Genomic DNA, 12229 nt, shown 5'->3' on the forward strand with positions numbered 1-12229 from the left:
TGTCTATTAAGAATAAGAAAAGCCACTTAGATGAGTGGCTTTTCTTATTCTTAAATTATGGCATATACAGTTAAAACTAAGTGATTACATAATTGGAAATAGTTAAACTTGTACTATTTTGGTTCAGGATAGTAATTTTAATATAAAATCTCAATAGGTATTTATTAACTTTACATCTCTAAAAGAATAATTGAACTTTTGCTATCACTATAGTTACATATAAACCGATTATCAAATGCAATATTTCATATTTTTAACTGTCAAAAAACTAGACTTATATTAGTATTTTTAACTTTCTCAAGTATTTTCAGAATATAAGAGAATAGATGTTTGGGTTATTTGTGATAGAATATTCTTAATAATATAATTTAAAGGAACAAAAAGACCCATAGCGCAGCAAAAGTAGTGTGCAGCCACTCTTATGCTGTTCCCTAATTTGGATAGGGGAAACTATTGCCATGAGTCAGCCCAAGTATAACATGATATTTCAAATAAAATCCTCTATGGTACAGTTTTTCTATTGAAAAAATTCGGGAGGGTGTCTCGCGTTCAAGGAGGCTTCAATATGAATAAGGTGATAGGTCTTGGAGGTATTGTTTCAAGTGATGATATGAATTCGGCGAAATTGTCAAAAATAACAAATTTATCGCAGTCGAATTTATGGAAAACATTGAATGGGAAAGTACCTATGACTTTTACAAAACTAATGAAAATTTTGGATGGATTTGATTCTGAAGAAAAGAAAATGGAAGTAGTTCAGGAGTTTTTGAAGGGTACCAATAAAGAATCGGATATACGACTTGCTATGTATTATTTATATTTAGCAGGTTATTCGGACCTACTTAGTGATCTTGTTGGAAAAGAGTATAAACAATCAGTAACAAATAATTATAGAGAGATTTTTCGTGTTTGTTTAGATAGACAAACTCGTTCATTAAGATCAGGGGAATTCCTTAAAGAAATAGAAGTGTTACGTACAAAGGTCAATTTAAATAAACCAGGAGTAAATATACTTGTGAACACTTTGAGTATCTATGGTTATTTTGATTTAGGGGCATACAATGTTTTAACAGTGCTACAAAGGATGATACAAGAAAAAATAAATCATATGCCAAAAGGTTTAGAAAAAACTTTAAATGAGGTGGAGTTAAACATAATATGCTCATATGCATATTTAATGCAAGATGAGGTGAAAATGGCTAGAGATTTATTGCAAAAAGTACTAGAAGAAGCAAGTGCTCCGGGTTTATTAAAAGCTACGGCATTAAGTATAGTCGCGGAAAGTTATATTTTCTGTAATCCAGATAAAGCATTTTATTATTTTGAGCTTTCACTTGTAGAGTTGAAGAAAATAAGAAATAACAAATCATTACTTAAAAGAAAGTTAGTGGAAAACACCCTCTCTTTTTGTTGTATTATTCATAATATTCATGTAAAATCTGGATATATACATCATGATGCTGAAAGGGCGTTAAAGTATATACGTCAAAATAAGAAAAGTGAAGCTTCTGCAATATTAAATCAGATTGATAATCGAACCGCGATTCAAGACTTTTATTTATCGATAGCAACAAATGATGAGAAACTGCGTAGGAAAGCATATCATCGATTCTTAAAAGACGGTAATTTATTCTACATAAAAATCTTTGATATCTTAAAGTGAGGGACAATGAGAATGAAAAAAATAGTAGCTAGTTTAGTTATTACATGTACAATTACGTTATCGTTGTTATCTGTTGGTTTGGTATCAACTAATGATAATAAAGCCGCTGAAAAAGTAAAAGAAGTACAAATAATGAAAATGGATCCGGGAACTTTAGGATAATAAATGATTTAAAATGCCATTGCATCTAAGGATGTGATGGCATTTCGTACGTTTAAGGGGTTATTCATTTTCTTCATTTTGGGATTTTTGAATAATTAAGGGTGATGGAGGATGGGTTATATGGGGAATTTAATAAAAGAAAAATCAGATAGGGATGTAGTTGAAAATAAAATGGAAGTATTATTAGAAAAAATATATAAAGGTGATAAGGAAGCTATTGAAAAGCTGAATAAAATAAAAAAAGCGATGGTTAGCAATTAAGCTAGTTATCGCTTTTTCGTTATAACTCTTTTTTGATTAAATTAATTATCTCTTCACGCTTTTTGGGATTGAGTTCATTAATTTGAAGCATAATTTCTTTGAGATCATCTTTTAATGATTTTGACTCTGTTGAATTTAAACTTTTATATTCAGAGAGTCCCATGATATAGTCTGCTGACACTCCAGATAAACGAGATATTTTTTCAACGGTCTCTCTAGATGGGTTTCTATGGCCATTTTCGTATAAAGAAATCATGGTTTTTTTAGCATTTATAGCTTCTGCGAATTCAAGTTGACTCATTTTAAGAAGTTCTACCCGTATTTCTTTAATTCTAACACCAATTATATTTTTACTCATTAGTAAATCCTCCCCTTAAAATTCATTGATTATAGTCAATGAATTCCCTATATAGAATGTATCAAAAAGGTTTGCTACAAGACAACTAAAATTTTTTGAATAAAAAGGGTTGCTTGAAGCAAACCTTTAGTATATACTCAAATTAACAAACAAGATGAAGGTGATAAAATGATGGTACTTGATACAGAAAAAGTTAAAATCTTAAGGACGAATCTTGGGTATAGTCAAAGTTATGTTGCTGAAAAGATAGGTTATCGAAACAAATCGATCTACTGTAATTTAGAATTAGGTAACAGACAGCCAAGTATAACTAAATTGGTTAAGTTAGCAAAATTTTTAAATGTGACAACAGAGGAAATTTTAAAGGAGTCAGTATAAGACGACTTATTTTTTTACCTAAATGTTTGCTTGAAGCAAACTAGATGTTATACTTCATAAAATATTTTTACCTTTAATCAAAATTTCATAAGTAAATTACAGATATAAAGGAGCGAAAAAAATGGGATTAGATCAATTTATTAAAGAATCTATCCGTGAAGTTGTAAGAGAGGAAATTAGATCAGCAATAGCTGACTTACAACTACAATCACAACCAAATAAGGTTATGCGAGTAAAAGAAGCGGCAGCTTACCTCAACATTGCTGTTTGTAGAATGTACGAATTAGCAAATCACCCTAGGTTTCCAGTAATAAGAGAAGGGCGTAAACTTCTTTTCTTGCAAAAGGATTTAGAAGCTTGGCTTGAAACACAAAAGGAGGCGGACTAGTGGAAGATACAATATCATTAGCTATATTTGGATTGTCAATCACAGGTGGTTTATGGCTACTTTATGTTACTTATGAGCCAATAAGAAAATGGGCTTGGAGTAATGTAGAACAAAATAAAAAGACCCATGGCAGTGGGTCCGTTAGAAAAAACAAATTTCTATAAGTATACCATGGAAAGTAGGGAAATAGTACATGAATTTAATTGAATATCAGGTGCTATTACCTAATAAATTTTTGGGATTAGCAAAAAGCAAAGATGAGTTGAAGCAAATAGTTGAGCAGTATTTCAAAAATGGTTATTCGCATTATGAAATTCAAGGAATCATCAAAATTGGTCAAGCATATGTTGCAGTTTGTACGAGGAGGTAAACAGGTGGCAACATTTCGAGTAAATAAAAGTAAAAATTACACAACTATTAATAACACAGGTCTTCGAGATGAACGTTTAAGTTGGAAAGCAAAAGGGATATTGGCTTACATTTTATCGTTACCAGATGATTGGGTGTTTTACATGGAGGAAATATCTACTCATGCAAAAGATGGAATTGATAGTTTAAGGGTGGGAATGAAAGAACTGAAAAAATACGGTTACGTTAGAAGGTTTCCTGTAAAAAACGAAAAGGGAAAGATAACTAACTGGGAGACGATTATTTATGAAGTTCCACAAGTGGAGAATCCACAAATGGAAAAACCACAAGTGGAAGTTCCATTTGTGGAAAATCCAACACTACTAAGTACTAAAGAACTAAGTACTAATAAACAAAATATTAATATACAAAGTAGTAGTAGCATCTTCTCTTTCTACGAAAATACTTTCGGTATTTTAAATACATTCATCGCCGAAAGTATTTCGCAATGGGTAAACGATACAAGCGAAGAACTTGTACAAGCAGCTATGGAACGTGCTTTGAAACAGCAGAAGAAATGGAATTATGCTGAGGGCATTTTAAAACAGTGGGTTAATAAAAACATTCGAACTTTAGCGGATGTGAATGCAGCAGAAATAGAGTTTAAAAACAAAGGTAGAAAAGGAGAGAAAAACAATGCAAGCGTTAGGAAAAACAGTAGCTTCATCGAAAAATACGATTTTGAGTAAATTTAATCAAAGTTATGTGTTGTCTCCTAATAGATGTACAAATGTTTTCTTAGTCGGAAAAGACAAAATAAAAGACGTTTGTAATAAACGCTTACTTATAGATACAAAAACAAATCAAGAGTTTTGCCCGCAATGTATATCAGTAGAACAAGAGGACCAGCAACTTGCAAAAGAAACCCTTGCTATTAAGAAGAAAAACGAAATTATTCATTTATACGATTCGTTTTCAGATAACAGTCTTATTAATCCTAAGTTAAAAAAAGCGACATTCGATAACTATGAACCACCATCAATGGAATTAGCAAATGCTAAAGAAGTAATGATGAATTTTGCTAGAAATTTTGATCCTAACAATTCAGAAAGCATAGTAATTACAGGTGATTATAGAGTTGGGAAGAGTCATTTATGCGTAGCAGCTACAAAAGAAATTATGAGAAAAGGCTACAGCGCAATGTTTATAGAAATGAACGCACTCTTTACAAAGATTACATCTACTTGGAATAAAAATAGCGAATTAACAGAGGACAAGCTAATGTCTATCCTAGCAAATGTGGATGTACTTGTATTAGATGATTTTGGAGCCGAGTTCACAGAAAAAGATGCTGAGGGAGTTACTTGGAAGAAAACGAAAACAAAGGACATTCTCGAGCGTAGGCTAGGTAGAACGAACTTATTTACAACAAACTTTGGAGTCATGGAGTTAGCTGGAATGTACGGAGAGCGTGAGTTTAGTCGGATTATGGAAGATACACAAGTTTTGCAAATGCAAGGTGAAAATTACAGTTTGCGTAATTTCAAAAAGGAGGAATAAACATGTGTGTATTATGTCATGACACAGGAATTATTCGTAAAGAAACTTATCTGGGTGTGATTGAAACGAACGGTTGTAATTGTGAAGTAGCAAAGCAACAGCAAGAAGAAAATGATAAGCGTTGGCAAGCGTGGTTAATAAAATTTGAGTCAATGAAACAAGAGTTACAACGTAATAAACAACAAAAAGTTAGTTAACAAGGGGGAGAAAGCTATGAAAAACACAGGTGTTGCAAGAAAAGTGGACGAGCTAGGTCGTGTAGTAATTCCAGTAGAGTTACGCAGAACTTTAGGTATTACCGAAGGAACGGCACTAGATTTTCATGTCGATGGTGAAAACATCGTTTTAAGAAGACATGAAAAGTCATGCTTTGTAACGGGTGAAGTTTCTGAAAACAACATAGAGTTGCTAGGTGGCCGAATGTTTTTAAGCAAGGAAGGGGTAATTGAATTACTGGATCTTATTCAGAAGAGTGGGATGGCACATGCCTAAGCAACTAAACATTTTCGATGTAGAGCCAACAATTTGTGAGTTTGATGTAATGAAGGCAAATGTGAAGAGAGGAACTGGACGCACTAAATACGCTGATGTACGCGTCCGAGTTCCAACGAATGCAAAATGTACGGATGAATTACCATGCACAACTAAACAAGATGATCGTTATGACATCTTTGAACAATATGTAATGGCTATTTGGAGATTTCAAAGAGCTGTAGATAAGTTTTTCAATTGGGATACAGCTGAAGAATTGTGTAAGGCAGCAAGGGATAAAAAAGAAATAATTCCGGTAAGGGTTTATTTAGGAAGTGGATTTAAACCTGATGTTGTCGAGTACATGCGGTAGTAAAAGGGAGATGGACATATGAAAAAAATAGAAATTGATGTTAGTAGCAACAAACTTTTAATAGTGAAGGACGGAAATGTAACAGCAGTAAATCCGCCAATGAGTGGATTCGGTGAGCAAGTGGCGGTTTGGGTAAACGGTAAAGTTGATCGTGTAGATACTAAGTTTACTGAAAAGATAAAATGATTAATTTTAGAAAGTAGGTTCGCTTATGAGTGTAGCAAGAAATCATAAAGCGATGAAGGAATCACGGTTAAAAATATACATCGTTTTAGAAGAAGCTAACTTTATTTGGGATGAAAGAGATGTAGTACGTTTTCGTGAAATGTGGAGTCAAGGTATGAGTTTGCCGAAGATGGCAAAAGCGTTAAGGAGACACCAAGCGGAAGTTGCACTTCTTGTAATAGATCAAGCTGATAAGTATTTAATTGAAAATCGTCCAATAGGATTAGGGATTTGCTAAATAGGAAGGGGAAATCAAAATGAACATTATGGAAAATGGTGTATTAGAAGCAACTAAATTAATGAGTGAAGCAAAAAATGAGGAACAAGTTATAAATGAAGCTACAGTTTTACAGATTGCAAGTATCTTATCGATTGATGAATTAAATGATTATCAGGAAGCAACTTTACGAACTTGGAATAGCAAAACTGATTTTGGAGGACGAGTTTCAAATGCAGCTTTAGGACTTACAGGCGAAGCTGGTGAAGTTGCCGATATTGTAAAAAAAGCAATTTATCATGGACATGGTTTCCAACCATCGCATTGTCCAGGAGAAGAGGATGGAAACACTTATAAATTAGCCTTAGAGCTTGGAGATATTCTGTATTACTTAACAATTATGGCACACGAACTGGGATATACGTTACAAGATATTGCTGAAATGAATATTGCAAAATTAGCTAAAAGATATCCTGATGGTTTTAGTCGAGAAGCAAGTCAAACACGTGTAGATGTAAAGTAAGACCAAATTTGAATTTTATTAAGAAAGTTTAAATTAAAGATTTCATTTGAAAGGAATATCCCAGTAATAAAATAGAGCACTGATTTACAGTGCCTATCTTATCAGAGATTGCTTATTCCATAAAAATAAAGCTATTACGGACAATTCACAATGGTAATAGTGACGTTAGCCATTGTTCCAGGAGAATCAAGGGGTGAAGCAGTAACGATTACTGTTCCAGGTCCATTTGCGGCTAAAAATACAGCAGTAAAGTTACCAGAAGCATTGGTGATGGTAGCAAGAGGAACCATGAAAGCTAGAGAAGGATTACTAAATGAAAAGCTGACTACTACCCCTGCAGCAGGGATACCATTTACTAATACTTGACCTGAAAAAAATAAAGTATTATTTCCTTGGGTGGATACACATGCTGTGTTGGCGTTAGAAGTTAAGGAAATAGATGCAAGTCCAGCAGGAAGATTAAATCCAGTTGGTCCAGTAGCCCCAGTTGATCCAGTTGGTCCGGTTGGTCCAGTAGCCCCAGTAGCCCCAGTTGGTCCGGTTGGTCCAGTAGCCCCAGTTGATCCAGTTGGTCCGGTTGGTCCAGTAGCCCCAGTAGCCCCAGTTGGTCCGGTTGACCCAGTAGCTCCAGTAGCCCCAGTTGGTCCGGTTGACCCAGTAGCCCCAGTAGCCCCAGTAGCTCCTGTTGACCCAGTGGGGCCAGTTGGGGATTGAAAAGGTAGAACAGGTGGAAGTGTGGGGCCAATTGCATCTGGATTTAGTGCAGCAGAAGATAAAAACTCATCCATTATATATCACCTCTGAATATTCGTATTACTAATAGTAAATGCGAGAGTTAAGTAGAGTGAAACGGACAAGCAATTGTATTTATGAAATTTAACAAAATAGTTATTTGGTAACAAAAACATATGTAATGACATGAATAACATGTCATCTTATTCAATAAAGAGATGTTTTATCTTTTTATTATCATCATAGTCACCTGAAACATGTGCGCCTATAAATGGAGTGCCATACACTTTGTCTTTAGAAATTACAAAGTTAAATTTGGAATGGTTATCAATCGAACAACTTATAAGATAATTATCATCAATTTCGTAAATATCTAGAAGGGTAGCTGCAAAGAACATTTTAATCATACCTTTCCTGATTCTGAATATAGAAATACTTTATTCTTTATGTAAGATAAACGCTTGTGCTAATAATGCAGTTTTATACAAAATTCTTATTTTATAACGAATAAAGGAAAGAAGCTTTTTTAATAAAAAGTTTCTTTCCTCAAAGTGTGCAAGAAATTCAAGGTAACTGGACCAGAGCACCTTTTAGATTTTTTATGATATTAATGTATTCAAAGAAATCTAAAAGGTGAAATTCTCATGAGTTAATTTTTTATATTGTATTCTTTACTTAGGATTATGGAGCCGGTCCCTAAAAAATAAAGAGTGCCTTGTAGAGCGCTCCTTATACCTAATTATAAATGTTTATGTTCAATCTTAGATTTTTTGCTGGGAGGAATAAAATGTTCTTGAACAAAGTTTAGATAAATAATACCACTAATCATTGCAATATAAAACACAGCACAAAAGAAGATTAAAATGTATTTAAAGGTCTTGTTCATATTGGTACCGTCCTAAAAAAGGCTTATTTTAATTTAATATTGTATGTAAAAAAAGGTGCATTTATACAAGGGGCAGGTAGCTAGCACAAGTAAAGCAAAATCCTTATTTAACAACAAATAAAAAGAGTGCATTTTTATATGCACCCTTAGTGAGGTAGGTGAATGTTTCATGAGATATAGAAAATCTAAAAAATCGTAATCAGATTTTCACGAGTAAATTTTTAATATTGTATGCCTTACATGGAATTATGGAGCCTGTCATTAAATAATAAAGAGTGCCTTGAGAGAAAGGCGCTCTGACTAATGTTGAAAAAGAATACCCATTATTGTATGTATGTTTTTGATTTAGGTGCGAGATTAAATAAAATCTTTATTTGAAATAAAAAAGGCCCTAGAGGACTAGGGCCAAGATTGAAGTATCATCTTTAAAGTGAAAGTAAAAAGAATGATATGAGGTTATTTTAACACGAATCTTAAAATTAAGAAATAACGATATTAATAACATCATTATTTTATAACCTAAAATAAAAGAACCCGTTTGTTATAAACGGATTCTTCACACAAGGTCTGCAAGAAACTCAAGGTAACTGGACCAGAGCACCATATATAATTTCTTGTGATATTAATGTATTCAAGGAAGTCTAAAACGTTAATAGTAATTAAGCAAAATTCTTATTGTATGAGAAAAAAATAAAAGAACCCATTTTTTATAAATGGATTCTTCCCTTAAGGTGTGCAAGAAATTCAAGGTAACTTGACCACAGTAACCTGTGGAATTCCTTGTGATAATACTGTATGCAAAGGAACCAATAAGGTTAATGAATTTCGAACAAAACCCTTATTTAACAACAAATAAAAAGAGCGCTAATCAAGAGCACTCTTTATACCTCACTATAACTAAAGTGACGAACTCACATTATACAGAAAGGTAGTATTAAAGTATGTAAAAGTATGAAATTGGTGAATGGGTTCAAACAAAATCTTTATTTAAATAAAAAGAGCCCATGCATCAGTGTTCTTTAAGATAGGAGGTAACTCTCTGAGCAGAACGTCTAGGTTAGAAATATATAATGTGAAAAAGAAATAAGAACAAAGTTTTTATTATTAACTCAATATAAAAGAGCAATTAGCTTTTGCTAATTGCTCGGCCCAAGGTAATAGACATATAGTGGGTATTAGTAAAATCGGAAATTGGCTATTCAAGAGCCTGTTTACAGTATAACCAAGATTTTTAAAAGTATTCCCTCTTTAAAGTTAAGACCTTATTCAAACAGTGTTCTATAAAGAGGGAGTGGAGTAATGAAAAAGAATACTTTTCTTATAATACAAGATGATTTTTTATTCTCAATAACATATGAGCATTAAGGCAAAAATGTGTAATTAAAAGAGCAGCTAGCAAAAGCTAACTGCTCTCCGAAAAAACGTTAAGAAGGAAGTTCAGAACCCAAGTGTATTTATAGTATGAATGGAATATTGAATTTTATTCAGATAAGAAAATAAAAGCTAGGATTTCTACTAGCCCAAAGAGTGTTCAAAAAGGTATTCACACATGGTCGAGCATCTTTAATTATAAGATGATTAAACATTTATGTATAGAAGTCAGTGAAGATTACCGCTGCGAAGTGGGAAGAAAGTTGGATTTATATAAATCGTTATTTGATTAAAAGAAAAAAGAACACATGTTGATATGTGCTCTAAGATAATCATTTTGATATCTATTAAAGTGTCTCTTTTGTATCAGGTGTATCAAATTTATCATTTAATTTAAAGGTTGTTTCTAAAAGAATTGTAGATGAAATCGCAAAGATTAATACAGCATGTGGTGATAATTGCACTGCTGTGAAATTAAGTTTTGCTAGCCAAAAATATCCGACATACATTGTCAGGAAGGTACTAACAATTGAAATTGTAAATCCTAAGAAACCTAATTCTTTTAGCTTTTCTTCAGATAATTTAAATACGCGTAATACGAAAGAGAAGATGATCCCAACTATGAAAAGTCCAATACATAAGGTCAATAGTGACATTATACTTGGGTATACAACGTCATCAGGCAACCATTGTTTTATTCCGACAATTATGGCTGTAGGGAGCGCGATAGGTATTAATAGTGGTGATACTATTAGAAAAATAGCTAATAGTCTACCGATGTTATTTGTTTCATTGTTGTTTTGATTGTTCATAAAGCCTCCAAAAATAATTGTAAAATAAATATCCTAGTGGATTTTAGCACAAAAGTATTAGTAAAGCTATAGTTAAAAAATTGAATTCAAACAAAAACGCTATTTGAATTAATGTGGAAAATACCATATGTAACCTAGAATAACTAAGCAAGTAATTCCAAGTGTAATAAATAAATATTTAAGGGTCGTAAGTACAGTTTTCATTGAATACCACCTAAATTTTTAATTATTTTAGGTATTTAGTCAGGTATTTATGTATATAAAAATTTCATTTTGTAGAAAAATGCCAAAGTAAAACGAGCACTTGTTCCAGAGTGCTCGCTTAAAAAACATTCCATGTATTGGGGTTATGTTTGTAAGTCATGAACCAGTAAATGACTGAAAAATAAGGTTCAAGATAGTTTATTCATTTTAGAGTAAATGGGTACCTGTACGGAAAAAAGAGCAGCTAGCAAAAGCTAACTGCTCAGCCCTCAGAGAAAGGGAAAAGAACATTACAAAGGTCACTGTGAATTCAAGCTGTATCAGCTCATTTATAGTATTGGACATAATTTAGAATTTTATTCGGAAAACCTCAAAAAAGCAGTTAGCCCAGTCTAACTGTTCAATAGTTTCATATTTACGCAAGGATGAAATAGTGAATCTATAGCTTATATAAAGGTGAATATCATTCGTATGTTGATCCAAAAGGGATACATTCAATATATGGGTGCATATGGTGATTTCTAATATGAAAAGAGAGCCAGGGGGGCCCTCTTTAATAGTTATTGGATTCGCTAGAAAAACGAAAAGCTTTAGATATATTAATGTATTAAAAATTTTGTGAACATGAAGTGCAAGGTCCACCAGTAGGTTGGAATACAACATTATCAACAAAAGCTGTTGCGCCTTCTCCCCCCGTAGCTAAGTTTTGGAAACTAATACATGCTGTAGTTACATCAGCAGGTATACACACAACAAGGGTATAATGTTGGAAGCCAGCTTGTTGTTGATTTGCAACAGGTACAATGTGCGGAATGTTTAATGGTCCAAGTGTTGTAGGGTTAGGAGGACATCCTTGACCAAGTTCTGGAAACGATACAGAAGCAACAAGGAGTGCTCCATCTCTTATATCCCCAGCAAAAGAAAGGGTAAAGCAACAACCTTCGCCCACATCAACAGATTGGGTCATAATTCCTCCAGGTCCAATAGAAACAGCTAAAGCACTCAAGGATCCATTTGGAAGAAAACGACCGCTGTGCGCATTTGGAAATCCTACTTCTGAAACATTTCCCGTTACAATCCATCCTGGAACTGGAGTACCTGGTGTTGCAGGTTCATCAAATCCAGGGTTATCAAGAACATTCGTACATGGGCAACATGCCGTAGCAGCTGGTCCCGTAGGTCCTGTAACTCCTGTAGCCCCGGTTGGTCCAGTCGGCCCAGTTGGTCCAGTCGGCCCAGTTGGTCCAGTCGGCCCAGTTGGTCCAGTCGGCCCAGTTGGTCCAGTCGGCCCAGTTGG

19 protein-coding genes and 1 pseudogene are annotated in these 12229 nt (G+C 33.6%); 16 read left to right on the forward strand and 4 right to left on the reverse strand.

What is annotated here, in order from left to right; genetic code table 11:
* Nucleotides 1-565 precede the first annotated feature (565 nt).
* The 3 genes from AC1Q8M_RS09035 (at nt 566) to AC1Q8M_RS09045 (ending at nt 2086) form a co-directional block, all read left to right on the forward strand.
* Nucleotides 566-1663, forward strand: coding sequence for an AimR family lysis-lysogeny pheromone receptor (locus AC1Q8M_RS09035; RefSeq protein WP_097820541.1), 1098 nt, complete (start codon nt 566-568; stop codon nt 1661-1663).
* A 12-nt stretch (nt 1664-1675) separates the two neighbouring features.
* Nucleotides 1676-1825 carry a hypothetical protein gene (locus AC1Q8M_RS09040; protein WP_167754516.1) on the forward strand — a complete coding sequence of 50 codons (150 nt, stop codon included), beginning with the start codon at nt 1676-1678 and terminating at the stop codon, nt 1823-1825.
* Nucleotides 1826-1945: 120 nt separating this feature from the next.
* Nucleotides 1946-2086, forward strand: coding sequence for a hypothetical protein (locus AC1Q8M_RS09045; protein ID WP_000527328.1), 141 nt, complete (start codon nt 1946-1948; stop codon nt 2084-2086).
* A gap of 19 nt (nt 2087-2105) precedes the next feature.
* Here AC1Q8M_RS09045 and AC1Q8M_RS09050 read toward each other — a convergent pair whose 3' ends face one another.
* Nucleotides 2106-2444, reverse strand: coding sequence for a helix-turn-helix domain-containing protein (locus AC1Q8M_RS09050; RefSeq protein WP_048567701.1), 339 nt, complete (start codon nt 2442-2444; stop codon nt 2106-2108).
* Nucleotides 2445-2615: 171 nt separating this feature from the next.
* Between AC1Q8M_RS09050 and AC1Q8M_RS09055 the strand changes: the two genes are divergently transcribed.
* The 13 genes from AC1Q8M_RS09055 to AC1Q8M_RS09115 all read left to right on the forward strand — a co-directional run bounded on the left by AC1Q8M_RS09055 (nt 2616) and on the right by AC1Q8M_RS09115 (nt 7293).
* On the forward strand, nt 2616-2822 hold the full coding sequence (locus AC1Q8M_RS09055) for a helix-turn-helix domain-containing protein (RefSeq protein ID WP_000242167.1): 207 nt from the start codon (nt 2616-2618) through the stop codon (nt 2820-2822).
* A gap of 121 nt (nt 2823-2943) precedes the next feature.
* Nucleotides 2944-3210, forward strand: coding sequence for a helix-turn-helix domain-containing protein (locus AC1Q8M_RS09060; protein ID WP_000522017.1), 267 nt, complete (start codon nt 2944-2946; stop codon nt 3208-3210).
* A complete protein-coding gene (locus tag AC1Q8M_RS09065; RefSeq protein ID WP_048567699.1) occupies nt 3210-3374 on the forward strand; it encodes a hypothetical protein in 165 nt (54 codons plus the stop codon). Before AC1Q8M_RS09060 ends, AC1Q8M_RS09065 begins: the two co-directional genes overlap by 1 nt.
* 29 nt (nt 3375-3403) lie before the next feature.
* On the forward strand, nt 3404-3580 hold the full coding sequence (locus AC1Q8M_RS09070) for a hypothetical protein (protein WP_048567698.1): 177 nt from the start codon (nt 3404-3406) through the stop codon (nt 3578-3580).
* Nucleotides 3581-3584: 4 nt separating this feature from the next.
* Nucleotides 3585-4307 carry a DnaD domain protein gene (locus tag AC1Q8M_RS09075; RefSeq protein ID WP_492334136.1) on the forward strand — a complete coding sequence of 241 codons (723 nt, stop codon included), beginning with the start codon at nt 3585-3587 and terminating at the stop codon, nt 4305-4307.
* A complete protein-coding gene (locus AC1Q8M_RS09080; protein ID WP_048567696.1) occupies nt 4255-5118 on the forward strand; it encodes an ATP-binding protein in 864 nt (287 codons plus the stop codon). Before AC1Q8M_RS09075 ends, AC1Q8M_RS09080 begins: the two co-directional genes overlap by 53 nt.
* A 2-nt stretch (nt 5119-5120) precedes the next feature.
* Nucleotides 5121-5315: a hypothetical protein gene (locus tag AC1Q8M_RS09085; RefSeq protein WP_048567695.1), complete on the forward strand. Its 195-nt coding sequence runs from the start codon at nt 5121-5123 to the stop codon at nt 5313-5315.
* A gap of 16 nt (nt 5316-5331) precedes the next feature.
* Nucleotides 5332-5610 carry an AbrB/MazE/SpoVT family DNA-binding domain-containing protein gene (locus AC1Q8M_RS09090; protein WP_016512773.1) on the forward strand — a complete coding sequence of 93 codons (279 nt, stop codon included), beginning with the start codon at nt 5332-5334 and terminating at the stop codon, nt 5608-5610.
* Nucleotides 5603-5962, forward strand: a complete 360-nt coding sequence (locus AC1Q8M_RS09095) for a hypothetical protein (RefSeq protein ID WP_016512772.1) — start codon at nt 5603-5605, stop codon at nt 5960-5962. The genes AC1Q8M_RS09090 and AC1Q8M_RS09095 overlap by 8 nt, the downstream gene beginning before the upstream one ends.
* Before the next feature lie 18 nt (nt 5963-5980).
* Nucleotides 5981-6148 carry a DUF3954 domain-containing protein gene (locus AC1Q8M_RS09100; RefSeq protein ID WP_000717826.1) on the forward strand — a complete coding sequence of 56 codons (168 nt, stop codon included), beginning with the start codon at nt 5981-5983 and terminating at the stop codon, nt 6146-6148.
* Between the two features lie 25 nt (nt 6149-6173).
* A complete protein-coding gene (locus AC1Q8M_RS09105) occupies nt 6174-6425 on the forward strand; it encodes a helix-turn-helix domain containing protein (protein WP_072938520.1) in 252 nt (83 codons plus the stop codon).
* Nucleotides 6426-6444: 19 nt separating this feature from the next.
* On the forward strand, nt 6445-6927 hold the full coding sequence (locus tag AC1Q8M_RS09110) for a nucleoside triphosphate pyrophosphohydrolase family protein (protein ID WP_044307564.1): 483 nt from the start codon (nt 6445-6447) through the stop codon (nt 6925-6927).
* Nucleotides 6928-7077: 150 nt separating this feature from the next.
* Nucleotides 7078-7293 (forward strand): hypothetical protein, encoded by a 216-nt coding sequence (locus AC1Q8M_RS09115; RefSeq protein ID WP_000237379.1) that lies wholly within the window; start codon nt 7078-7080, stop codon nt 7291-7293.
* A 365-nt stretch (nt 7294-7658) separates the two neighbouring features.
* On the opposite strand, the pseudogene AC1Q8M_RS09120 reads toward AC1Q8M_RS09115, so the two are convergent.
* From AC1Q8M_RS09120 to AC1Q8M_RS09130, 3 genes and pseudogenes are all read right to left on the reverse strand, one after another.
* A pseudogene (locus AC1Q8M_RS09120) lies at nt 7659-7715 on the reverse strand (exosporium leader peptide-containing protein); the annotation flags it as partial.
* A gap of 2548 nt (nt 7716-10263) precedes the next feature.
* Entirely contained in the window at nt 10264-10728 is a 465-nt protein-coding gene (locus AC1Q8M_RS09125; protein WP_001064729.1) for a hypothetical protein, read from the reverse strand.
* 811 nt (nt 10729-11539) lie between these two features.
* The coding region (locus AC1Q8M_RS09130) for a collagen-like protein (RefSeq protein ID WP_492334137.1) at nt 11540-12229 on the reverse strand (690 nt) is incomplete at its 5' end.

It is taken from the genome of Bacillus sp. GW823-FHT06A10 (assembly GCF_058795375.1).